This is a genomic window from Pseudooceanicola marinus (assembly GCF_020177265.1).
Classification (GTDB): domain Bacteria; phylum Pseudomonadota; class Alphaproteobacteria; order Rhodobacterales; family Rhodobacteraceae; genus Pseudooceanicola; species Pseudooceanicola marinus_A.
This window is the reverse complement of record NZ_JAIVMC010000005.1, coordinates 311,967-335,079: the sequence shown is the minus strand read 5'-3', so window position 1 is coordinate 335,079 and position 23,113 is coordinate 311,967. Positions and strand designations below refer to the sequence as shown.

Sequence of the window (23,113 nt, the reverse complement as noted above, 5' to 3'; positions counted from 1 at the left end):
CTTGTTTTTCCGGGCGGCGTGATAAGCTGACCCTGCGTCAATAGCGCGCAGCCACCGCAGACACGCTCGACAGGTATCGGAGGAAGCCCATCCATGCGTTTGCCCAGCCAAAGCCTATCCACCCTCGCCGGGGTCCTGATCCTTTCCGCAACCGCCCTTTCCGCCGAAACCGCGCTGGAACGCGGCGCATACCTGGTGGAAGGGCCCGCCGCCTGCGGCTCCTGCCACACGGCGCCCATGCCCGGGGCCGCGCCGCTGGCCGGGCGGACCCTGGTGGAGCCGGCATTCACCGCCGAGGTGCCCAACATCACCCCGGGTTCGCGCATCGCCGACTGGTCCGACGCGGAGCTGGTGCGCGCCATCCGCGAGGGCATCCGCCCCGACGGGTCCGTCATCGGCCCGCCGATGCCCATCATGCTCTATCGGCACCTGTCGGACAGCGACGTGATGGCCATGGTCACCTACCTGCGCACCGTCCCGGCGGTGGAGACCGAGTTCAAGGCCTCGACCTACCCCTTCCCCCTGCCGCCCGCCTATGGACCGCCGATCGACAGCGTCGCGGATGTCCCGCGCGAGGTCAGCGTGGCCTATGGGGAATACCTGGCGGGTCCCGTGGCCCATTGCCTGGAATGCCATTCGCTGAAGGACGGGATGCCCGACCTCGACGGGCACCTGGGCGGTGGCGGCCACACCTGGGAAGGCCCCTGGGGCGTTTCCGTCGCGGCCAACCTGACCAGCCACGAGGACGGGCTGGCCAACTACAGCGATGCCGAGATCGCCAAGATGATCACCCGGGGCATCCGCCCCGACGGATCACAGATGCACCCGCCGATGTCCTACCGCCACTATGCCAACATGACCGAGGACGACGTGGCGGCCCTGATCCTCTACCTGCGCACCTTGCCGCCGATCCCCGACGGCGGCTGACGCGCGAACCGCTGGCCTTCGCCCCGCCGCCTGTCTTATAGCGGCGGGGAACCCAAGGAGGCCGCGCCATGTTCACCGTCACCCTGCTGACCGCCCCCACCTCGCCCGCGCTGGACACCGCGCTGGTGACCGCCCTGCGCAATGCCTGGGCCGGCGGAGAGATCCGCGTGCTGGCCGATGGCGAGGCGGCGGAGTTCCCGGTGGACAGCGCCCCCGCGAATTTCGAAGAGACCTGGGCCGAGCTGCAGAAACAGGGCGTCGACCTCTGCCTGCAACCGACCGAAGGGCGGCGCAAGAAGATGCTGCTGGCGGACATGGATTCGACCATGATCCAGCAGGAATGCATCGACGAACTGGCCGACGAGGCCGGGGTGGGCGAACGGGTGAAGGACATCACCGCCCGCGCCATGAACGGCGAGCTGGATTTCGAAGGCGCCCTGACCGAACGCGTGGGACTGCTCAAGGGGCTGCCTGTCTCGGTCATCGACCAGGTGCTGGCGACGCGCATCACCCTGATGCCCGGCGGCCCCGAACTGCTGGCCACGATGAAGGCGACGGGCGCCTATTGCGCGCTGGTCTCCGGCGGTTTCACCATGTTCACCGCCCAGGTCGCGGCAAGGCTCGGCTTCGACGAAAACCGCGCCAACACCCTGCTGACCGACGGCGACACCCTCTCGGGCGAGGTCGCCCGCCCGATCCTGGGCCGCGAAGCCAAGGTCGAGGCGCTGGAACAGATCACCGCCCGCCTGGGCATCACCGAGGCCGAGGTGCTGGCCGTGGGCGACGGCGCCAACGACCTCGGCATGCTGACCCGCGCAGGCGCGGGCGTGGCGCTGCACGCCAAGCCCTCCGTCGCGGCGCAATGCCAGCTGCGGGTGAACTTCGGTGACCTGACCGCGCTGCTCTACCTGCAGGGCTACGCCCGCGAGGACTTCGCGGCGCCGGCCGCCTGATCCCTCCCGACGCTACGGCAGCGCCGCGCCGCCTGTCCGGCAGGGCGCGGGCCACTGCCTTGCCCGAATCGCGAAAACCGCGTCCCCTTCCGCCTGCGCATCGCTAGGGAGGACGCCATGCCCCGCTACCTGCTGATCTACAAGGCCGAGACATCCCAGACGCCGCAAACCCCGGAGGCCGCCGAGGAGGCGATGGCCGCCTGGGGCGCCTGGATCGAGACGCTGGGCCCCAAGCTCGTCGACCCGGGCAATCCTGTCGGCAAAAGCTGGACGGTGACCGCCGAGGGCGCGCGCGAAGGCGGCAACAGGCCCCCGATCATGGGCTATTCCATCCTGGAGTGCGACACGCTTGAGGAGGCCTGCACCCTGACCGCCAAGAACCCGATGGTCGCGGGCGGCGGCGAGGTGGAGGTCACCCCCCTGGTCGAGATGGAGACCTAGGCCCCGGCGATCCGCCCAATGCTGCGCCACTGTACCCGTCGGTCGGGCTTCGCTGCGCGCCCTGTCATTGCCGCGTCGTGCTCAAGGGCCTAACCCTTGGCGCAGATTTGACTGAACGGACGGGACTCCGCCGCCATGGCTTCCGAAACCACCATTACCTCCGGCGCCCTCACGGCGCGCGTCTCCGACCTGGGCGCGGAACTACAAAGCCTGACCCACGACGGGGCGGAGCTGCTTTGGCAGGGCGATCCGGCCTACTGGTCGGGGCGTGCGCCGCTGCTCTTTCCCATCGTCGGCCGCGCGCCGGGGGACGAGATCGCGGTGGATGGCGCCCGGGCTACGATGAAACAGCACGGATTCGCCCGCCGCAGCCACTGGATCCTGGCGCGGCGCTGCGAAGCGGGCTGTACCCATATCCTCGGGGACACCCCCGAGACCCGCGCGGTCTATCCCCGGCCTTTCCGCCTGACGCAAAGCCACGCGGTGACAGGCGCAACGCTGTCGGTCATGGTCGAGGTCGCCAACACCGGCGACGCCCCCCTGCCCTTCGGCCTGGGGTTTCACCCCGCCTTCGCCTGGCCCCTGCCCGGCGCCACCGGCCCGGCGGAGATCCGACTGGACAATGGCGCGGAACCGGCTCTGGCGCGGCTGGATGGTGACGGGTTGCTGGCGCCCGAGGCGCTGCCCTCGCCCTTCACCCGCGGGAGGCTGACCGTCACCCCGGATCTTTTTGATGCCGACGCGATGATCTTCCCCGAAGGCGCGGGGTCGGGCCTCAGCTATTCCGCCCCCGGCGCGCCGCGCCTGTCGTTCCGGTTCGACAACTGCCCGGCCCTGGGGATCTGGTCGAAGCCCGGCGGCGCCCCCTTCCTGTGCATCGAGCCCTGGCATGGCCTGGCGGCCCGCGCGGGCAGCGGCCCGGAGATCGCCGACCGCCCCCTGTCGCAAAGCCTCGCACCGGGGGAAGCGGCACAGTTCGGCTGGTCCGTCACCGTGGGATGATACGCCTACCTGCGAATGAGACGCATTTTTAACCGCATGTTTTTGTTTGACTTTCCCCCGCCCAGCGCCCATTTGGCCGCCACGGGGAGTAGCAAACCCCGGGGCTGACCCCGGGTGGAGGCACGTCAACATTCTCGCGGCTCATCCGCGTGGCGTGCCTGGCCCAATCCGGGGCCTTGCGAGACCGTGGCGCGGCGATCCGAAAGGGCGGGATCGTGGTGCCGCCGGCCTGTCCGGCTCTCCCCCGGTCCGCGCGAAAGTCAGATCCCATGACCCCGATCACCATCGGCATCCTTGCCGTTTCCATGTCCGTTGACGCCTTCGTCGCCTGTCTCGGCAAGGGCGCCGCGCAGCGCCCCGTGGGCCTGGGCCCCGCCCTTCGCACCGGCGCCATCTTCGGCGCGGTGGAGGCGATCACCCCGCTGATCGGATGGGGCGCGGGCGTCGCCGCCAATCGCTACGTCGAGGCTGTGGATCACTGGATCGCCTTCGCCCTGCTGTCGGCCGTCGGCCTGCACATGCTGTTCCAGGCCCTGTCGCGCGACAGCGAGGCCGCGCCGGCGCCCTCGTCGCTGTGGCGCACGCTGCTGACCGCCGTCGGCACCTCGATTGACGCCATGGCCATTGGCGTGTCGCTCGCCTTCCTGCAGGTGAACATCCTGGTGATCGCGATCATCATCGGCCTGACCACCATGACGCTCAGCACCTCGGGCCTGCTGGCCGGGCGCCTGCTGGGTCGCCGTTTCGGGCGGATCGCGGAGATGTTGGGGGGTGTGGCGCTGATCGGCCTGGGCGGCTCGATCCTGCTGCGACATCTGGGCGCCGCCTGAACGGCGCCCAGCAGTCTGTCAGATCGGATCAGGCACCGTAGGGCACCCAGACCGTCTTCACCTCGGTGGCCTGCTCCAGGAAGGCGCGGCCCTCGGCGGTCTCCCAGTCGGTCGCCAGGCCATTGTTGACCCAGGTGCGTTTCAGGCTGGCGGCGCTGCCTGCCTCGATCACCGCGCTGATGTCCGAGGCGGAGAAGCTCCAGACCGCGTCGATGTCGAAATGCTGCGCCATGGTCGGCGCCAGTTCGGCGTGCGACCCAGTCAGGATGTTGACCACCCCGCCCGGTACATCGGAGGTGTCCAGCACCTGGTAGAAGTCGGTCGCGGTCAGCGGTGCGGCCTCGCCCGCCACCAGCACCACGCGGTTGCCCATGGCAATCGCCGGCGCCAGCACCGATATCAGGCCCAGCAAAGGCGCCTCATCCGGGCAGAAGGCCCCGATCACGCCCACGGGTTCGCGCACCGCCAGGGCCATGCCCCGCATCGGCACCTGCCGCAGGTCGCCGCCGAACTTGTCGGCCCAGGCGCCATAGCTGAACAACCGGCTGACGGCGGCCTCGACCTCGGCCTTGCCGCCCTTGCCGGTCACCGCGTCGATGCGCGCGGCGAACTCCTCCGCCCGGGCCTCCAGGTTCTCGGCGATGTAGTAGAGGACCTGGGCGCGGTTATGCGCCGTGGCCCCGGCCCAGCCAGCGGCGCCGCGTGCCGCCTCGACCGCGTTGCGCAGATCCTTGCGGTTGGCGATGCCCACCTGGCCCAGGGCCTTGCCGTCCTTGCCGTAGACATGGCGCACATAGCCGCCATCGGGCCGCGCCTGCTTGCCGCCGATATAGAGCTTCGCCGTGCGGTCCAGCCCCTCGGGCAGTTCGGGCTCCCCCGTGACCGGGGCGGCGGCTTTCAGCGCCTTCCGCTTCGCGGCGGGCTTGGTGTAGGCCTGAAGCCCTTCCCAGCCGCCCTCGCGGCCAAAGCCGCTTTCGCGTACCCCGCCGAACCCGGCGGCGGCGTCGAACATGTTGGTGCCGTTGATCCAGACGACCCCCGCCACCAGCTTGGGCGCCACATCCAGCGCGACGTTGACGTTTTCCGACCAGACCGAGGCCGCCAGCCCGTAGCGGGTGTTGTTGGCCAGATGCACCGCCTCCGCTGGCGTGCGGAAGGTGGTGGAGACGAGGACGGGGCCGAAAATTTCCTCCTGCATCAGCGGATCGGCGGGCTCCAGCCCCTCGATCAGCGTCGGCGGGTAGTAGCAGCCCTCGGGCGCCGTGCCTTGGGTCACCACGCCGCCCGATCCGGCGACCAGCCCCTTGATCCGGGCCAGCTGCTCGGGATGGACGATGGCGCCGACGTCGATGCATTTGTCCAGCGGGTTGCCAACGCGAAGCGACTGCATCCGCAGCTTCAGCTTCTCGTGGAACCGCTCGGCCACGCCTTCCTGGACCAAGAGGCGCGACCCGGCGCAGCAGACCTGCCCGCCGTTGAACCAGATCGCATCCACCAGCCCTTCGACCGCCGAATCCAGATCGGCATCCTCGAAGACGATGAGGGGCGACTTGCCCCCCAGCTCCAGCGTCAGGCCCTTGGCCTGGCCCGCGGTGGCTTCGCGGATCTTGCGGCCGACCTCGGTGGAGCCGGTGAAGGCCACCTTGTCGACGCCCTCGTGCGCGACCAGCGCGGCACCCACGGCCCCGTCGCCGGTGACGATGTTGACCACGCCCTTGGGCAGACCGGCCTGACGGCAGATGTCGGCAAACAGCAGGGCGGTCAGAGAGGTCCATTCGGCGGGTTTCAGAACCACCGTGTTACCCATGGCCAGCGCGGGCGCGATCTTCCACGCCAGCATCAGCAGGGGGAAGTTCCAGGGCACCACCTGCCCGCAGACGCCCATGGCAGCGCGGTCCGGCAGCTCGGCCTCCATCAGCTGGGCCATGCCCGCGTGATAGTAGAAATGCCGCGCCACCAGGGGCACGTCGATGTCGCGCGCCTCGCGGATCGGCTTGCCCGAGTCGAGGCTTTCCAGAACGGCGAAAAGGCGGGCGTGTTTCTGCACCAGCCGTGCCAGGGCGTAGAGGTGCCGCGCGCGGCCCTTGCCGCCCAGCTTCTCCCAGCCGTCCTGCGCCTTGCGCGCCGCGGCCACGGCGGCGTCCACGTCGGCGGGGCTGGCTTGCGTCACCTCGGCCAGCACCTCGCCGGTGGCGGGGTTGATCGTCTCGAAGGTATCGCCGGGGGCGGTGAACTCGCCATTGATGAAGGCGCCGAACCGGCTGCCCTGATCGACGATCCAGGCCAGCGCGTCACCGGCGGCTTCGGGGGCGGGGCCATAGTCCATGGTCTCGAAAATGTCCTTGATGCTCATATCCCAGCCCTCAGCTTGCGGCGTGGCGCCAGGCGGCCGAATAGGCGCCGGTCACGTGATGTTCCAACTGCCGCTCGATATCGCCAAGCAGCGAAGAGGCCCCGAACCGGAAGAGGTCGGGCCGCAGCCAGCGGTCGCCCAGCTCTTCCTTGATGAGGGAGAGGTAGACCAGCGCATCCTTGGCCTTGCTGATGCCCCCGGCGGGTTTGTAGCCGACATGGATCCCGGTGCGCTGGTGGTAGTCGCGGATGGCGCGGATCATCACCAGGCTGACGGGCAGCGTGGCGTTGACGCTTTCCTTGCCGGTCGAGGTCTTGATGAAATCGGCGCCCGCCATCATGCAGACCAGGCTGGCGCGGGCGACGTTTTGCAATGTGCCCAGCTCTCCGGTGGCCAGGATCGCCTTCACGTGGGCCTCGCCACAGGCGGCGCGGAAAGCTTTCATCTCATCGTAAAGGGCCTGCCAGTTGCCTTGCAGGACATGGCGGCGGGTGATGACGATGTCGATCTCCTCGGCCCCGGCCTTCACGCTTTCACCAATCTCTGCCACGCGCAGATGGAAGGGCGACAGGCCCGCGGGGAAGCCGGTGGAGACGGCAGCGACGGGGATGCCCGAACCTTGCAGCGCGTCATGGGCGGTGGCGACCATGTCGTGATAGACGCAGACCGCACCGGTGGTCAGGTCAGGCAGGCCCATGGCCTCCAGCAGGTCGGCGCGCACCGGCTGGCGGGCCTTGGCGCAGAGGCGCCGCACGCGGCCCTCGGTGTCGTCGCCCGCAAGGGTGGTCAGGTCGATGCAGCTGATCGCACGGGCCAGCCAGGCCGCCTGATAGTCCTTCTTGACCGACCGCCGCCCCGGCAGGCTTGCCGCGCGTCGTTCGATGGCCGAGCGATTGGCACGGGCCGACAGGACCCAGTCCATGTCCAGCTCCATCCCGGGGTTTCGCATCGCATCGGCGGTGTCGATGGTCTGGGGCAGTTGCGCGGGGCCATTGGTGGACCGCGCCTGTCCCTCTGTCTTGCTCTGCATGGCAGACCTCCTGAGCTTCGTCCCGGCGCGCACCCCGGGTCCCCGTCCCGCGACGCCGCCGTTGCCGGGGCGGGCCCGGACGGCCCGATCTTGCTTCCCGGCAATGCCTTGCGGATACAACTTTGGCCCGGTCCTGTCCACGACGGGCACCCGCCCGGCGCGCTGCCCGGACGTCACCCGCGTGTGGGCGCTGGGGATCAGCTGGGGTGAACGAAGGCCTTGGCCAGCGCGCGGAACCCCTCGCGCAGCAGCGCATCCTCGGCGGTTTCGGTCACCGGCACGTAGAGGCCCTGAAGCGCCGCGAGATAGGCGCGCGACAGCGGCACTTGACCCACGAGCATGGCCTGCTGACCCAACCAGAGGCTCTTGGCGGCGGCCATCTCGGCGCCCAGGAGCAGGCCAAGCGCCTCTGCCGGGCTGGCCTCGGCCAGCTCGAAGGGCAGCGCATCGGCCCGCGCCAGGGCCTCGTCGAGGCCCTGCGGGCGTTCCTCGACACAGCCCAGGGCCTTGGCCAGCCGGGGGGTGGCGCTGGCGCGCAGGTGGATGGCCTCGCCGGCCGACAGGGTGACCCAGAGGGTTTCGCGCACCCCCGGCAGCACGGCCAGGCCGTCCCAATGGGGGTTGAGCGTCTGGAAGCCCAGCAGGCGCAGGCGCTGCCCGGCGGTCAGCGCGCCCAGGGGCGGCAGATAGATCCCGTCGGGGGCCTTCTGCATCTGCTCGGGCATCAGCTTGCCCGGCAGGTCATTGCCCGGCACGCCGGGGGCGCCCACCAGGATCCGCGCCTCGGGGGCGCAGGGGTGATCTTCGGTCACCCCGTCCGGGCCCCAGGCGCGGGGCGTGCCGATTTCCTGTCCGATCCAGCTCATGCCACCGTGATAGGGCGCGCGGGACCGGATGGTCAATCAATTGCCGCAGGCGCGGGCCTAGCCGTCGCCCAGATAGCGCCGCAGCCCGGGGGGCGGATCGGCCAGCAGGGCGGCGGTCGGCGCGGGCGGCGCGGCGCGGCCCTCGTCCACCAGCACGATCTGATCCGCGATGCGTTCCGCGTCCTTCGGATCATGGCTGACCATCAGCAGGGTGGCGCCGGTTTCCGCCTGCAACTCCGCCACCAGCGCCAGCATCTCGGCGCGCAGGGCCGGGCCAAGCGCGGCAAAGGGTTCATCCAGCAGCATCAAGGGCCGTGCCTGCACCAGCACCCGGGCAAGGGCGGCGCGGCTTTGCTGGCCGCCCGACAGCTCGGCCGGGCGCCGCTGCGCCATGCCGTCCAGCCCGACCCGTTCCAGCGCGCGTTCGATCCGGGCGCGGGCTGCGGCATCGACCCGGCCGCGGGACGAGATGCCGAGGGCGAGGTTGCGCATCAGGTTGAGGTGGGGAAAGAGATTGCCGTCCTGGAACAGCATCGCCACGGGCCGCGCGCCGGGGGCCAGCCGGTCGATGCGCGCGCCGTCCCACAGGATCTGTCCCGCCACCGGATCCAGGAACCCGGCAATGGCGCCCAGCAGGGTCGACTTGCCCGCCCCCGACGGCCCCAGCACCGCCACCCGGGCACCGGCACCCAGGGCGAAATCGGCCGACAGGCGGAAATCGCCCTGCATCAGCTCCACCCGTTTCAGGTGCAGGCCATCTTGCTCAGGCATCGCGCCCTCCCATCCGGTCGAAGATCCAGAATATCCCGAAAGACAGCCCCAGCAGGACCAGCGCCGCGCCCCAGGCCGCCTCGGTCCGGTAGGCGCCCATCAGGCGATACATCAGCAGAGGCAGGGTTTCTCGGTCCTCGGTGCCGAAGAGGGTGATGACCCCCAGGTCCCCCATCGACAGGGCGGCGGCGATCCCGGCGGCGAAGCCCAGCGGGCCGCGAATGCGCGGCAGGATCAGCCAGCGCAGACGCGCCAAGCCCCGCAGGCCCAGCTGATCGGCCAGGCGCCCGTGATCGACCTCGGCGCGGGCCCAGGCCGGCGCCAGGACGCGCAGGCAGAAGGGCAGCGCCATCAGCACGTTGACCAGCAGCGTGACGGGCAGCGCGGCACGGGCGGGTGGCATCACCGGGTTGAGGATCAGGAAAATGCCGGTGCCCAGCACCAGCGACGAAAGCGCCAGCGGCATCAGCCCCACGCCCTCGGCCCAGCGGGCCATGGGGGCGGACAGAGCACCGGCCAGCGTCACGGTCAGCGCGGCGCAGCCCAGCGACACCAACAGCGAGTTGCCCACGGCGGGCCATGTGCGCGCCGGCAGGTCGACCAGCCCCGGCAGCCCCTTCAGCACCAGCGCGACCAGGGGCAGCACGACGAAGAGCCCCGCCAGAACCAGCCAAAGGGCATCAGCCCCGCGCCGCCAACCGCCCGGCGCATCCCGCCGCTGGCCCGCGCGGTCCAGCCCGCTGCCCGAGCCGTCCATCCGCGTCAGCCACAGGGACAGGGCGGCGGCCCCGGCCACCAGCCCCGCCTGCATCAGCGCCAGCACGGCGGCGCGGCCCAGATCGAAATCGAAAAGGAAGGCCTGATAGATCGCCAGCTCCAACGTCGTGGCCGCTGGCCCCCCGCCGAGGATCAGCGCGACCGAGAAACTCCCCAGGCAAATGGCAAAGATCGCCGCCAGCGCGCCCGGCACCGCCTGGCGCAGCATGGGCCATTCAAGCAGGCGGAAGACCTGGCCCGGCGGCAGGCCCAGCGTCGCCGCCAGGCGGAAGCGTTCCGCCGGGATCGCCTGCCAGCCCTGCAACAGGATGCGCACCGCCAGCGGCAGGTTGAAGAAGACATGGGCCAGCACCACCCCGTGCAGCCCGTAGATGCGCCAGGGACCCAGCCCCAGCGTGCCGGCGGCGGCGTTCAGCCAGCCGCGTGCGCCGAAGACGGCCAGCAGGCCCATCACCGCCACCGCCACCGGCAGCAGGAAGGGCGCCCCGGTCAGGGTGATGAACAGACGCCGCCCGGCAAAGCGCCGCCGCGCCAGCGCCCGCGCCACGGGCACCGCCAGGGCCACCGACAGCACCGCCGACAGGCTGGCCTGTTCCAGGGTGAACCACAGCGCCGACAGATCGGCGGGGCCGGGACGCACCCCCCCCCCGGCCGCGCGCAGGATCGCCGCCAGCGGCAGCGCCAGCATCGCCAGGGCCAGCGCGGCCCCGGCGATGCCCGCGCCGCGACTTAGCGCGCCAGCGCCGCGCGCCATTCCGCCAGGGCCTCCTCGCGCAGGGCCTCGGCCTCACCGGCCTCCAGCAACAGCGCCTTGTCGGGGGTCACGATCTGCTGGAACCCCTCCGCCAACCCGCCCTCGGGCAGCACGGCGGGGTACATCCAGTTGGTTTCCGGCAGCACGCCCTGCGCCTCGGCGCCCAGCAGGTACTGCAGGAACTGCTCCGCCAGCTCGGGCTGGTCCGAGGCCGCCAGACGGCCCGCGATCTCCACCTGCATGTAATGGCCCTCGTCGAAGGGCAGCGCGACCTTGCTGTCATCGCCCTCGGCGATGATGTGGTAGGCGGGCGAGGTGGTGTAGCTGAGGACCAGATCCGCCTCGCCATCGAGGAACAGGCCATAGGCCTCGGACCAGCCGGGCGTCACGGTCAGGATGTTGTCCGCCAACCCGTCCCAGATCTCGCTCGCACGGTCGCCATAGGCGGCTTTCACCCACATCAGCAGGCCCAGCCCGGGGGTGGAACTGCGCGGATCCTGGATGACAATCGACAGGTCACTGTCGGCCAGCGCCTCGAAGCTGGTCGGATGCTCTGCCCCCGCCTCGCCGACGAAGGCGAAATAGCCCCAGTCGAAGGGCACGAAATCGGGATCCTCCCAGGCGATCGGCAGGTCATAACCGGCGCTGGCCTCGGTGGGGGCGAACAGCCCCGTCTCCCGCGCGCGGGCCATCAGGGCAGTGTCCAGCCCGACGACCACATCGGCCTCGGACCGCGCGCCCTCCAGCCGCACCCGCGACAGCAGCGCGGCGCCGTCGCCCACGCCGGTGAAGACGACATCGCAGCCGCATTGCGCCTCGAACCCTGCCTCGATCTGCGGGCCGGGCCCCCACTCGGACGTGAAGCTTTCATAGGTGTAGACGTTCAGAACGGGGGTCTCGGCCACGGCTTGCGTGGCCAGAAGACAACCCGTGGCAAGTGCAAGATGCTTCATCGCATCCTCCTTTCTGCTACGGGCGGAGAACGTTCCGAGACAGCCTGCGCATCACGCATTCCCAGCTGTCCGACCATCCCTCCGCCGGTATTAACCGGATCAGGTTCAACGGGTTCGCATCACGCATCTCAGTCCTGCGCACACCGGCCAGGACACCCCGAGGTAGCCACGACACTAGTGGCACCGGCGCCCTGCTGCAAGCGGGCGCGGAGGGCGCCGGGCGGCGCGGAATTGCGCGGGGCCAGCGGATCGGGTAACCGGGACGCAACCAGCCCCGGAGCAGCTCCATGTCCCTGAACACTTTCGGCCACCTCTTCCGCGTCACCACCTGGGGCGAAAGCCACGGGCCCGGCCTGGGCGCCACCGTCGACGGCGTACCGCCGGGCATCGACGTGGACCCGGAACTGCTGCAGTTCTGGCTGGACCGCCGCAAGCCCGGCCAGTCGAAATACACCACCCAGCGGCGCGAACCCGACCAGGTGGAGATCCTGTCGGGCACCTTCGAGGGCAAGACCACCGGCACGCCCGTCCAGCTGATGATCCGCAACACCGACCAGCGGTCGAAGGACTATGGCGACATCGCCGAGAAGTTCCGCCCCGGTCACGCCGACATCACCTATTTCCAGAAATACGGCCGGCGCGACTATCGCGGCGGCGGGCGCAGCTCGGCTCGGGAAACCGCGGCCCGCGTGGCCGCCGGCGGCCTGGCCCGTGCGGCCCTGGGCACGCTGGCCCCCACGGTGGAGATCAAGGGCTACATGACCCAGATCGGCCCCCACGGCATCGACCGCGCCAATTTCGACACCGATCAGATCGAGGAAAACCCCTTCTGGTGCCCCGACGCCACGGCGGCGACGGAGTGGGCCGAATACCTGGATGCGCTGCGCAAGTCTGGCAACTCCGTCGGCGCCATCGTCGAAGTGGTGGCGCGCGGCGTGCCCGCCGGCCTCGGCGCGCCGATCTACGGCAAGCTGGACACCGACCTGGCCGCTGCGATGATGTCGATCAACGCGGTGAAGGGCGTCGAGATCGGTGAAGGCATGGCCGCCGCCATGTTGACCGGCGAGGAAAACGCCGATGAGATCTTCCTCGGCAACGATGGCCAGCCCGTCTATTCCTCGAACCACGCCGGCGGCATTCTGGGCGGCATCTCCACGGGGCAGGAGATCGTCGTGCGCTTCGCGGTGAAGCCCACCTCGTCGATCCTGAAGACCCGCCAGACGATAACCAAGACGGGCGAGCAGACCGACATCATCACCAAGGGCCGCCACGATCCCTGCGTCGGCATCCGCGCCGTCCCTGTGGGCGAGGCGATGATGGCCTGCGTGATCCTGGATCACCTGTTGCTGCATCGCGGCCAGGTCGGCGAGGCTGGCGGTCGGATCGGCCCGCAGCTATAGGGGGCGAACCGGGGGGAACGAACAGGCACGAAAGACGACATGCTGGCGATCCTCTCCATCACCTTCCCGATCTTCGCCCTCATCGGGCTTGGCTACCTGCTGACCTCGCTGAAGGTCTTCGAGTCCCGCGACATGGCGGTGCTGGGCAAGTTCGTGATCCTCATCGCCCTGCCGGCGCTGCTGTTTCACGCCACCGCCACGCGCAGTTTCTCCTCGCTGGTCGATCCGACCTTCCTGCTGTTGCTGGTGCTGGCGGCCTTCACCACCCAGGCGCTGATGTGGACGGCCTTGCGCCTGCGCGGCGTCGGCCCGGGGCGGCGTGCCATCGGGGTGCTGGGGGCGGCCACGCCCAACTCGGCCTTCCTGGCCTTCCCGATCATGCAGATGGTCTATCCCGACCAGGCGCCCTCGATCCTGGCGATGTGCCTGCTGGTGGAGAACTTCCTGCTGCAGCCCTTCGGCCTGACCCTGATCGAGGCGCTGAACCCGCGGGCCGCCGGCACTTCGGCGTTGCGCCAGATCGGCCAGGTGGCGCTGTCGGTGCTGAAACGCCCCTTCATCATCGCGATCATCCTCGGCACCGTCTTCTCGGTCTTCGCGCTGCCGCTGCCCACGGGGCTGGAACGCGCGCTGGACCTGCTGTCGCGGGCCGCCTCGCCGGTGGCGCTGTTTTTCATCGGGGGATCGCTGGTCGGGCTGCCGATGAAGGGCAACCTCGGCCTGGCCGGCGCCATCGCCGCCTGCAAGCTGCTGCTGCACCCGACGATCGCCTTCGCCTGGCTGTCGCTCTTCACGCTGCTGGCCCTGCCGGTGCCGCCGGGCAACCTGGCACCCGCCCTGATCCTGTCCACGGCGATGCCGGTCTTCGGGATCTTCCCCATCCTGGCGCAGGGATCGGGGCACGAGGGCGCGGCGGCGCTGACCGTGACGATCTCCACCGCCGCGGCCTTCATCACCCTGACGACCCTGCTGGGCATCCTGGCCTGACCGGCGCCCAGGTCAGCGTTTTCCCTATGTTAAGACTTCCTGCCCAGCATCCCGGTCAGGGCGCCGGATCCGCGCGCCCGCTGACAGGGAGAGGACCGATGCGCAACGCCCGACATCTCACGCAGGACCGCGGCCCGGGCCGCCGGCCGGCCCTGGACCTGGACCGGACGCAGGGGGCGCGGATGGCCGCCGCCGGCTTCTTCGACGATCTCACCCCCGAAGGCGACCGCCCGCTGGGCATGGGGCTGGCCGGGGTTGCCCTGCTGGCCGGCATCGTCGGGCTGAGTTCGGGCTGGTTCGGGGCGCCGCCGCCGGGGCGCGAGACGCCAAGGCCCCGCCCCCAGGTCGATGCGATGGTCACCGAGGCGCCCGCCGCCGGGCCCGCCCGGCTGACCCGGATCAGTCCACAGCCCTAGGGCTCGTGGCGAGCGCCCTCAGCCCGTCGTGGCGGCGGCCAGGGCGGTGTCCATCAGCGCGCGGATCTTCTCCTCGCGCGTGTCGGCGACCAGGCGGCCCAGCTCGTCGTCGCCCTTCAGCACCACCAGGGTGGACCGCCGTGGGATACGCATCCGGGCGGCCATCTGCGAGCGGCCGTAGGTGTCCCAGTCGACCTCAATGAAGGTGATGTTGTCGAGGTAGGCAGGGTTCGCCGCCTTCAGCTTGTCCATCACCCGGGTCTGGGCGGCGCAGGTGGTGCACCAGTCGGCCTTGAAGTCGAGAAAGATCGTCTCGCCCGCGTTCAGGCGCTCGGTGATCACTCCGGGGGCATAGTCGAGGGGCGCCGGCAGATCCTGCGCCAGCAGCGCGGCAGGGACCAGCGGCAGGGTCAGCAGGGCGGCGGCCCCGGTGGCGATGAATTGACGTCTCTTCATAAGGGTACCTTTCCTCAGAACGCGACCGACAGGTCCAGAAGCCAGGGCGGCAGGACGGACAGCGCCCAGGCCTCGGCCATGTGATGCAGCCGGAACAGGATCGCCGTTCCGACCAGGATGAACAAGATGCCCAACAGGGGCCGCGCCACCTGCGCCAGGGTCTGCATGGCGCCGCGATGCCGGGCCAGAAGGCCCCGCGCGCCGTAGCCCAGCCCGACGATCAGGGTCGAGACGCCCAGGGCGAAGAAGACCATGATGAGCGTGGCGCGCCCCAGGCTTTCGCCCGAGGCCGCCAGGGAGATCGCACCGCCCAGTGTCGGGCCGACGCAGGGCGACCAGACCGCGCCCAGCAGAAGGCCGCCCAGAAACTGCCCACGCGCGCCGCCGGCCTCCATCCGCCCGATGCGGGCGTCGGCCCCGGCGGCCATGCCGCCCGTGGCGCTGGCAAAGGCGTGGGAGAAACGCGGCACCAGCAGCACCGCGCCGAAGAGGATCATCAGCACGGCACCCGCCTGGGCCACAACTTCCTCTGTCAGGCCCAGGGCATAGCCGAAGCCCGCCACGGTGATGCCCAGCACGACAAACGAAAGGCTCATCCCCGCCGCCAGGGCCAGCGGCCCGCGCGGGCTGGCCTGCAGGGCAGACCCCAGCACGATGGGCAGCACCGGCAGGACGCAGGGGTTGATCAGGGTCAGAAGCCCCGCAAGATAGGCGAACGGCAATTCCATGGCGCACAATGGGCGCGGCGCGCGCTCACTGTCACCCGAACTCTGCGTGAGAAATCGCGCCGGTTTGTTTCAGCCGGGCGGGCTCAGGCCTCCTCCGGGGCGTCCGCCACGGGGACGGAGGCTGGCGCGGGCGGCTGTTTCGACAGCTGCACCGCCAGGATCCCCGCCGCCACGATGGCCACGCCCAGCATGTCCAGCGGCCCGATCCGTTCGCCCAGCACCACGGCGGCCACCAGCACCCCGAAGAAGGGGTTGAGGAAATGGAAGGTCGCCGCCTTCACCGCGCCGATCCGCGCCACCAGCACGAACCACAGGAAGGTGGCCGCGATGCCCGGCACCAGCACGGTATAGCTGAAGGCCAGCACCAGGGAGAGGTCCCAGCTGATCCGCCAGTCTTCGAGGAAGGGGGACACCACGCCGAGGCAGGCCGAGCCCACCAGCATCTGCAATCCGACGACCATCATCACGTTGCCGCCCGACGAGGCGCCGCGCGCCGACAGGGTCGCAACGCTCAGCGCCGCAGTGCCCAGGATGCACAGCGCCACGCCGCCCAGGTCCGCCCCGCCGGAGATCCGCGTGCCCATGATCAGCGCCGCGCCGATCACCCCCAGCACCAGCCCGGCCACCGCCATGGGGCGCAGCCGTTCGCCCAGCACCAGCCAGCCGAACAGCCCCACCATCAGCGGCATGGTCGAGGCGATGATCGAGGCCAACCCGGCCTCGATCCACTGCATCGCGACGAAGAACAGCCCGAGGTAAAGCGCGTTCTGGCAAACGCCGAAGATCACCGTCGCCCGCCACTGGCCCCGCGTCAGGCGCAGTTTCTGGCCCATGGCCGCGGCGATGCCCATGGCGATCAGGCCGGAGATCAGGAAGCGTGCGGCCAGCGACATCATCGGCGGCGCATGTTCGACGATGATCCGGGCCGAGGTGAAGGCACTGGACCACATCAGGACGAAGACCACCCCCATCAGAATCGCGCGAAAATCCACCTGTGTCTCCCCCCGGGTCAGCCCGGCCGGACGTCCCGACCTGCCCCGGGGATAGGGCCAACGCGCCCGCGCTGGAACCCCCGCCACGGCCTATCTGCCATGCGCCAGGCGCGGGGCGGCCATGCCCCGGACGCGCCGCATCAGTTGTTTTACAAATGATGACAAGGAGATAGATCAATCTTCCCGCCGCAGCCGAAGACCCGCCCACCCTTGTAAAATCATCAGATCTATTTACTTAGCATGCTAACCATTAGCAGCCTAATCATGCCATGACCCCGCATCAGCCCGATCCGCACCACATCCTGAAATCCATCGCCCGGCTCAGTCGCGCCCTGCGCAAGGTCTACGACACCCGGGCGCGGGACTACGGCCTCAGCCTGGCGCGACTGGAGGCGCTGCTGATCATCTCCGCCAACGAGGGGCTGACCCAGACCGACCTGGCCGACCGGTTGCAGATCGAGGCGCCGACGCTGAACCGCACGCTGGACGGGCTGGCCCGGGACGGTTTCGTCGAACGTCGCCCCGATCCCGAAGACCGCCGGTTGCGCCGCGTGGTGCTGACCGATCACGCCCGGGCCGAGGCCGATGCGCTGTTCCGCTTCTCCGAGATCCTGCGGGCCGAGCTGCTGGCCGGCATCCCCACCGAGGAGCTGGACGCCGCCGAAGACACGATTTCGCGCATCTTCGCCAATCTGGAACGGCTGTCCCTTGCCGACGAGGCCCCGGATGAGCAACCCTGACACCCTCGCCCACCCCGCACCCCAACCAGCGCCCCTGACGCATCCGCCCCTGCGAGTCGCGGCCTTCCTCTTCGTGGCGGCGCTGCTGGCGCTGTCGCAATCGCTGGGCCAGGGGTTCCTGATGGCCAATTCCCGTGCCATTGCGGGGGAAATCGGCGCCTCGCAGACGCAATCCATCTGGCTGATGGTGGCCTACATGGCGCCGCGCGCCTCGCTGCCGATCCTGCTGATCAAGATCCGCGCGCAATACGGGCTGCGCCGCTTCGCCGTGGTGGGTATCATCGCCTATTCCATCGCAACAGTGCTGTCGCTTTTCGTCACCGACCTGCATTCGGCCATCGCCACCGAACTGATCTCGGGCATCGCCGCAGCCCCCCTGTCATCGCTGGCCTTCCTCTACATGCTGGAGCCGCTGCCGCAGAAATATCGTCTGTCGGTCGGGCTGTGCGGCGCGCTGACCTTCATCATGCTGGGCACGCCGCTGGCGCGGGTGCTGTCGCAGCCGCTGCTGGACCTGGGCGGATGGGAGGCGATGAAGCTCTTCGATCTGGGCCTGATCCTGGTCGCCCTGCCCTTCATCCTGCTGCTGCCGCTCAGCCACGCACCACGGCAGAAGGTGCTGCACCGCCAGGATTTCCTGGCCTGGGGCGGGATCGCCCTGGGTTTCGGCGGGATCACCACCGTCGCGCTTTGGGGCACGACGCTGTGGTGGGCCGACACGGCCTGGCTGGGGATGGTGCTGGCCGGGGCCATCTGCGCGCTGACCTTCGCCGCCGTGCTGGAACTGCACCGCGACACGCCGCTGATGGACATCCGCTGGATCGCGACGCCGCGCATCCTGCACCTTGGCGCGGTGCTGCTGCTGTTCCGCATGCTGCTGGCGGAACAGAGCGCGGGCGCCCCCGGCCTGCTGCAGACGCTGGGCTATGGCACGGCACAGATGGCACCGCTGTTCGGCTGGGTGGTGGTCGCCAGCCTCGCCGGCGGTCTGGTCTGTGGATTGCTGATCCGGCCCGACCGGGTGCCGATGATCCATGCCGCCGCCCTGCTAATGATCGCCGCCGGCGCCTGGATGGACAGCACCGCCACCGCCCTGACCGGCCCTGACCAGATGCGCCTGTCCCAGGGGCTGATCGCCTTCGGCGGCGCCATCTTCATGCCCTCGGCCATGGCGCTTGGCCTGGTGGCCGCGCTACAGAAGGGGCCGCAGTACATCCTGTCCTTCGTGATGATCTTCCTGTCGACGCAAAGCCTGGGCGGGGTCATCGGGTCAGGCCTCTTCCGCACCGGCGTGGCCCTGCGCACCGCCCATCACGCCGCGATCCTGCGGGATGAGCTGATGGCGGGCAGCCCCGCCGTCACGTCGGCGCTCTCGGGCCTCGCCCGGCAAGCCGCATCGCTGACCGCCGATCCTGCAGGCCAAAGCGCACAGGCCGCCAGCCAGCTGGCCAGCCAGTTGCAGGTCCAGGCCCAGGTGCTGGCCTACAACGACCTGTTCCGCCTGACCGCCCTGCTGGCGCTCGGCGCCTGCGCCGCCCTGGCGCTTCACCTCTCCTGGGGACGCCTGACGGCGGCCCTCGCCCCCTCTCCCTCTGCCCCCCGTTCCGCCTGAGGTTCCCCATGTCCCTGTCCAAGAAACTGTCCCATTCCCTCATCGCCCTGCTGATCGGTCTGACCGGCCTCGGCTTCGTCCTTTACGCCTGGCAGCTGCCGCCCTTCGACAGCAGCACGGTGATGACCGAGAATGCCTATGTGCGCGGCCGCGTCACCGCCATCGCGCCGCAGCTGACGGGCTATGTGACCGAGGTGCCGGTGCAGGATTTCCAGGAGGTCAGCGAGGGCCAGGTGCTGGCGCGCCTCGACGACCGGCAATTCCGCCAGGCGGTGGCCCAGGCGGAAGCGGCGCTGGACACCGCCCGCGCCAACCTGGCCGGCAATGCCCAGGCGATCCATTCGGCGGAAGCCACCATCGACGCCCGCCGGGCCGCGCTGGCCTCGGCGGAGGCGGCGCGCGACACCGCCCAGGCCAGTTTCGACCGCTACCAGCGGCTGAAGGATCACGACGTGGTCTCCACCAGCGCCTATGACCAGGCCACGCTGTCGCTGCGCCAGGCCGAGGCGGGGGTGGACCAGGCGGAAAGCGCGGTGTCGGTGGCGACCGAGGCGCTGGCCAGCGCGCGCCTGCAACAGGACAGCCTGACCGCCGCCGTCGCCTCCGCCGAGGCCGCCCTGGCCCGCGCCCGGATCGATCTGGACAACACCGTGATCCACGCGCCCGAGGCCGGCCGTCTGGGCCAGGTGTCCGCCCGGGTGGGGCAGTTCGTCTCCGCCGGCACGACGCTGATGTCCCATGTTTCGCCCGAAACCTGGGTGATCGCCAATTTCAAGGAAACCCAGGTGGCGGGCATGCAGCCCGGCCAGCCGGTGGATTTCACCGTCGACGCCCTGGCGGGGCGCCATTTCGCCGGGCACCTGGAGCGGTTCGCCCCGGCGACCGGGTCAGAGTTCTCGGTGCTGTCGGCCTCGAACGCCACGGGCAACTTCACCAAGATCGCGCAGCGCCTGCCAGTGCGCATCGCCATCGACCCCGATCAGACCGGCACGGCAGAGCTGGTGCCCGGCCTGTCGGTGGTGGTGCATATCGACCGTGCCGCCCGCCCGTCCTGAGAGAAACGCCACCACTGGGCAGCCTCAATAATCCCAGGCCCAGACACGAAAAAGGCTGCCCGAAGGCAGCCTTTCCGTAACTCGGGTCGGGGGCAGATCCCCCCTGGACCGTCGCCGCCGATCAGGCGTTGACGCTGTCCTTCAGAGCCTTCGCAATGGTCATCTTGACCACCTTGTCGGCTTCTTTCTTGATCTGCTGGCCGGTGGCGGGGTTGCGCACCATGCGCTCGGGGCGCTCACGGCAGTAGATCTTGCCGACGCCCGGCAGGGTCACTGCGCCGCCTTCGGACACTTCCTTGGTGATGACAGCAACCACGGCGTCCAGCGCGGCGGAGGCGGTCTTCTTGTCTTCGCCCATTTCCTCGGCCAGTGCGGCCACGAGCTGGGTCTTCGTCATCGGCTTTGCCATTCAAGGTCTCCTTCTTGTGCCCGATGTCCTGGGCCATATTCACTGCCCGATGTCTTGGGCCTCGTGCGCCGCATATAACCGGATGTAGCTGGGCGGCACAATCAATAGAGTGTGGAATAACGCAAGTTTTCTTGCCTTTTTCGGCCCTCGGCGGGGATTTGCGCCGAGGGCCGACGCCTCAGAGAAAGGCTGTTTCGTCGAAGCTGCGCAGCTTCCGGCTGTGCAGGCGTTCCAGCGGCATGTCGCGCAGCGCCTCCATCGCGCGGATGCCGATCATCAGGTGCCGGCCGACCTGGGTCTTGTAGAAATCGGTCGCCATGCCGGGCAGTTTCAGCTCGCCATGCAGCGGCTTGTCGGAGATGCACAGCAGCGTGCCGTAGGGCACCCGGAAGCGGAAGCCATTGGCGGCGATCGTCGCGCTTTCCATGTCCAGCGCCACCGCGCGGGACTGGCTCAGGCGCTGCACCGGGCCGCGCTGGTCGCGCAATTCCCAGTTGCGGTTGTCCAGGGTGGCGACGGTGCCGGTCCGCATAATCCTTTTAAGATCATAGCCTTCCAGCTGCGTCTCCTTCTCCACCGCCTCTTCCAGGGCGACCTGGATTTCCGCCAGCGCAGGGATCGGCACCCAGACCGGCAGGTCGTCGTCCAGCACCTTGTCCTCGCGCAGGTAGGCGTGGGCCAGGACGAAATCACCGAGGTTCTGGCTGTTCCGCAGGCCCGCGCAATGGCCGACCATGATCCAGGCATGGGGGCGCAGCACGGCGATGTGGTCCGTCGCCGTCTTGGCGTTCGACGGACCCACCCCGATGTTGACCAGACTGATCCCGCCGCCGCCCGGGCGTTTCAGGTGATAGCTGGGCATCTGCGGCATCTTGGGCGAGGGCGGGATCTCCGCCTCCGGATCGGTGATCTCGACATTTCCTGTGGAAACGAAGCTGGTATAGCCGCTGTCGGGATCGGCAAGCATCCGCCGGGCATAGGCCTCGAACTCGCTGACGTAGAACTGGTAGTTGGTGAACAGCACGTGGTTCTGGAAATGCTCGGCATCGGTCGCGGTGTAATGCGACAGCCGCGCCAGCGAGTAATCGACGCGCTGCGCGGTGAAGGGCGCCAGGGGCCCCGCACCGTCGAGGCCGGGCTGGTAGACGCCGTTGACGATGTCGTCGTTGGTCGTCGTCAGGTCCGGCACGTCGAAGACATCGCGCAGGATGAAGCTGGCCGCGCCTTCCTGGGGCACGGTGATGCCAGCGTTGGCCACGGCGAAATGCACCGGCATCGGCGTGTCCGAGGGGCCGATTTCCACGTGGGTCTCGTAGTTCTCGATCAGCTGCCCGATCTGCTGCAGCAGGTAGTTGCGGAACAGGTCGGGCCGCGTGATCGTCGCCGCATAGACCCCCGGCATCGGCACGTGGCCAAAGCTGAGGCGGCTGTCGATCTGGGCGAAACTGGAGGTGGTCAGCCGGATCTCCGGGTAGTAAGCGCGGATGCGCGTGGCCGGGCGCCCCTCGGCCATGGCGGCCAGGAAATGATCGCGCAGGAAGGCCGCGGCCTGGTCATAGAGGGTGGCCAGATGCTCCACCGCCTTGCCGGCATCGGTGAAACGGTGGGCCGGTCCAGTGTCGGGGCTGAGGATCTCGTCGGTCATGCGGGCACTCCTTTCCGCCCTTTCTGCGGTGCCGGTGCCGCCCATGCAAGACGGACCGGACGGAAAAGGAAGATCGCGCCGCCCCTTGCCACGGGCCGCCGCACACCGCATCTCTGGGGCATGACCCGTCTGCTTCTTTCCTTCGGCCACGGCTATTCGGCCCGCGCCCTTGCCCGCCTGCTGCCCGACGACGGCTGGCAGATCCATGGCACCACGCGCAGCGCCGACAAGGCGGAGGAGATCGCCGCCACCGGCGTCACGCCCCACCTGATGCCGGGCGAGGACCTGACGCCGCTGCTGGACCGGGCCACGCACCTGCTGATCTCCGCCGGGCCGGACGCCGAGGGCGACCCGGTGCTGCGCAGCTGGCGTGAGGCGATCACGCGCAATGCGGCGCGCTACGACTGGGTGGGCTACCTGTCCACCACCGGGGTCTATGGTGATCACCAGGGCGGATGGGTGGATGAGGCGACACCGCTGACCCCTTCGACCCGGCGCGGCAAATGGCGCGCGGCGGCCGAGGCCGAGTGGCGCGCCATCCCCGGCCTGCCCCTGCATATCTTCCGCCTGGCGGGCATCTACGGCCCCGGGCGCGGCCCTTTCGCCAAGGTGCGCGCGGGCCGCGCCCGGCGTATCGTGAAACCCGGCCAGGTGTTCAGCCGTACCCATGTGGAGGACATCGCCCAGGTGCTGGCCGCCTCCATCGCGCGGCCCAACCCCGGCGCGGCCTACAATGTCTGCGATGACGACCCGGCCCCGCCGCAGGACGTAATCACCCATGCCGCGGCGCTGCTGGACGTGCCCCCGCCGCCGGTCGAGGCCTTCGAGACGGCCGAGATGACCCCCATGGCCCGCTCCTTCTACGCCGAGAGCAAGCGGGTGCGGAACGACCGGATCAAGGACGAACTGGGGGTGCGCCTGCGCTACCCCGACTACCGCGCCGGGCTTGCCGCCCTGCTTGACGAGGAACAGGCCCGGGCGGGCGAGCGTTCACAGCAGTGAACTTTCCGCGCCCG

The 23,113-nt window shown here is 69.6% G+C and carries 23 protein-coding genes and 1 riboswitch; of the genes, 12 read left to right on the top strand and 11 right to left on the bottom strand.

What is annotated here, in order from left to right; all coding sequences use genetic code 11:
• The first annotated feature begins 93 nt into the window (after nt 1–93).
• The 5 genes from LC066_RS10665 to LC066_RS10645 all read left to right on the top strand — a co-directional run bounded on the left by LC066_RS10665 (nt 94) and on the right by LC066_RS10645 (nt 4,153).
• Nucleotides 94–927 (top strand): c-type cytochrome, encoded by an 834-nt coding sequence (locus LC066_RS10665; protein ID WP_224898601.1) that lies wholly within the window; start codon nt 94–96, stop codon nt 925–927.
• 68 nt (nt 928–995) lie between these two features.
• A complete protein-coding gene (gene serB, locus LC066_RS10660) occupies nt 996–1,880 on the top strand; it encodes a phosphoserine phosphatase SerB (RefSeq protein WP_224898598.1) in 885 nt (294 codons plus the stop codon).
• A gap of 117 nt (nt 1,881–1,997) precedes the next feature.
• Nucleotides 1,998–2,321, top strand: coding sequence for a hypothetical protein (locus tag LC066_RS10655; protein WP_224898596.1), 324 nt, complete (start codon nt 1,998–2,000; stop codon nt 2,319–2,321).
• Nucleotides 2,322–2,456: 135 nt separating this feature from the next.
• Complete coding sequence (locus LC066_RS10650) at nt 2,457–3,323, top strand: aldose 1-epimerase family protein (RefSeq protein ID WP_224898593.1); 867 nt, start codon at nt 2,457–2,459, stop codon at nt 3,321–3,323.
• A 269-nt stretch (nt 3,324–3,592) separates the two neighbouring features.
• The gene (locus LC066_RS10645; RefSeq protein ID WP_224898590.1) at nt 3,593–4,153 is read left to right on the top strand and encodes a manganese efflux pump MntP family protein; all 561 of its coding nucleotides are present in this window, start codon (nt 3,593–3,595) and stop codon (nt 4,151–4,153) included.
• 28 nt (nt 4,154–4,181) lie between these two features.
• Here LC066_RS10645 and LC066_RS10640 read toward each other — a convergent pair whose 3' ends face one another.
• The 6 genes from LC066_RS10640 to thiB form a co-directional block, all read right to left on the bottom strand.
• The gene (locus tag LC066_RS10640) at nt 4,182–6,506 is read right to left on the bottom strand and encodes an aldehyde dehydrogenase family protein (RefSeq protein WP_224898587.1); all 2,325 of its coding nucleotides are present in this window, start codon (nt 6,504–6,506) and stop codon (nt 4,182–4,184) included.
• A gap of 10 nt (nt 6,507–6,516) precedes the next feature.
• A complete protein-coding gene (gene deoC / locus LC066_RS10635; protein ID WP_412103235.1) occupies nt 6,517–7,536 on the bottom strand; it encodes a deoxyribose-phosphate aldolase in 1,020 nt (339 codons plus the stop codon).
• Nucleotides 7,537–7,733: 197 nt separating this feature from the next.
• Complete coding sequence (locus LC066_RS10630) at nt 7,734–8,402, bottom strand: 2-dehydro-3-deoxygalactonokinase (protein ID WP_085889664.1); 669 nt, start codon at nt 8,400–8,402, stop codon at nt 7,734–7,736.
• 57 nt (nt 8,403–8,459) lie between these two features.
• A complete protein-coding gene (locus LC066_RS10625) occupies nt 8,460–9,173 on the bottom strand; it encodes an ATP-binding cassette domain-containing protein (protein WP_224898583.1) in 714 nt (237 codons plus the stop codon).
• A complete protein-coding gene (locus LC066_RS10620) occupies nt 9,166–10,704 on the bottom strand; it encodes an ABC transporter permease subunit (RefSeq protein ID WP_224898580.1) in 1,539 nt (512 codons plus the stop codon). Before LC066_RS10620 ends, LC066_RS10625 begins: the two co-directional genes overlap by 8 nt.
• Nucleotides 10,680–11,657 (bottom strand): thiamine ABC transporter substrate binding subunit, encoded by a 978-nt coding sequence (gene thiB, locus LC066_RS10615; protein ID WP_224898577.1) that lies wholly within the window; start codon nt 11,655–11,657, stop codon nt 10,680–10,682. The genes LC066_RS10620 and thiB overlap by 25 nt, the downstream gene beginning before the upstream one ends.
• Before the next feature lie 59 nt (nt 11,658–11,716).
• A riboswitch (TPP riboswitch) is annotated at nt 11,717–11,827 on the bottom strand.
• Nucleotides 11,828–11,944: 117 nt separating this feature from the next.
• Here thiB and aroC point away from each other — a divergent pair.
• From aroC to LC066_RS10600, 3 genes are all read left to right on the top strand, one after another.
• Nucleotides 11,945–13,057, top strand: coding sequence for a chorismate synthase (gene aroC, locus LC066_RS10610; RefSeq protein ID WP_224898575.1), 1,113 nt, complete (start codon nt 11,945–11,947; stop codon nt 13,055–13,057).
• 39 nt (nt 13,058–13,096) lie between these two features.
• On the top strand, nt 13,097–14,044 hold the full coding sequence (locus LC066_RS10605) for an AEC family transporter (RefSeq protein WP_224898573.1): 948 nt from the start codon (nt 13,097–13,099) through the stop codon (nt 14,042–14,044).
• A gap of 98 nt (nt 14,045–14,142) precedes the next feature.
• On the top strand, nt 14,143–14,460 hold the full coding sequence (locus LC066_RS10600; RefSeq protein ID WP_224898571.1) for a hypothetical protein: 318 nt from the start codon (nt 14,143–14,145) through the stop codon (nt 14,458–14,460).
• Between the two features lie 18 nt (nt 14,461–14,478).
• On the opposite strand, the gene LC066_RS10595 is transcribed toward LC066_RS10600, so the two are convergent.
• The 3 genes from LC066_RS10595 to LC066_RS10585 form a co-directional block, all read right to left on the bottom strand.
• Nucleotides 14,479–14,916 (bottom strand): thioredoxin family protein, encoded by a 438-nt coding sequence (locus tag LC066_RS10595; protein WP_224898569.1) that lies wholly within the window; start codon nt 14,914–14,916, stop codon nt 14,479–14,481.
• A 14-nt stretch (nt 14,917–14,930) separates the two neighbouring features.
• Complete coding sequence (locus LC066_RS10590) at nt 14,931–15,644, bottom strand: cytochrome c biogenesis CcdA family protein (protein WP_224898567.1); 714 nt, start codon at nt 15,642–15,644, stop codon at nt 14,931–14,933.
• An 83-nt stretch (nt 15,645–15,727) separates the two neighbouring features.
• Complete coding sequence (locus tag LC066_RS10585) at nt 15,728–16,636, bottom strand: DMT family transporter (RefSeq protein WP_224898565.1); 909 nt, start codon at nt 16,634–16,636, stop codon at nt 15,728–15,730.
• A gap of 269 nt (nt 16,637–16,905) precedes the next feature.
• On the opposite strand from LC066_RS10585, the gene LC066_RS10580 reads away from it, so the two are divergent.
• The 3 genes from LC066_RS10580 to LC066_RS10570 are packed head-to-tail and all read left to right on the top strand — an operon-like array spanning nt 16,906 to nt 20,043.
• On the top strand, nt 16,906–17,376 hold the full coding sequence (locus LC066_RS10580; RefSeq protein ID WP_224898563.1) for a MarR family winged helix-turn-helix transcriptional regulator: 471 nt from the start codon (nt 16,906–16,908) through the stop codon (nt 17,374–17,376).
• Nucleotides 17,363–18,988: an MFS transporter gene (locus LC066_RS10575; protein WP_224898562.1), complete on the top strand. Its 1,626-nt coding sequence runs from the start codon at nt 17,363–17,365 to the stop codon at nt 18,986–18,988. Before LC066_RS10580 ends, LC066_RS10575 begins: the two co-directional genes overlap by 14 nt.
• An 8-nt stretch (nt 18,989–18,996) precedes the next feature.
• Nucleotides 18,997–20,043: an HlyD family secretion protein gene (locus LC066_RS10570; RefSeq protein ID WP_224898560.1), complete on the top strand. Its 1,047-nt coding sequence runs from the start codon at nt 18,997–18,999 to the stop codon at nt 20,041–20,043.
• A gap of 121 nt (nt 20,044–20,164) precedes the next feature.
• On the opposite strand, the gene LC066_RS10565 is transcribed toward LC066_RS10570, so the two are convergent.
• Both LC066_RS10565 and LC066_RS10560 read right to left on the bottom strand, forming a co-directional pair.
• Nucleotides 20,165–20,452 (bottom strand): HU family DNA-binding protein, encoded by a 288-nt coding sequence (locus LC066_RS10565; protein WP_010141693.1) that lies wholly within the window; start codon nt 20,450–20,452, stop codon nt 20,165–20,167.
• A gap of 178 nt (nt 20,453–20,630) precedes the next feature.
• A complete protein-coding gene (locus LC066_RS10560; protein ID WP_222476082.1) occupies nt 20,631–22,097 on the bottom strand; it encodes an AMP nucleosidase in 1,467 nt (488 codons plus the stop codon).
• A gap of 120 nt (nt 22,098–22,217) precedes the next feature.
• On the opposite strand from LC066_RS10560, the gene LC066_RS10555 reads away from it, so the two are divergent.
• On the top strand, nt 22,218–23,099 hold the full coding sequence (locus LC066_RS10555; RefSeq protein WP_224898558.1) for an SDR family oxidoreductase: 882 nt from the start codon (nt 22,218–22,220) through the stop codon (nt 23,097–23,099).
• The last annotated feature ends 14 nt before the right edge of the window (nt 23,100–23,113 follow it).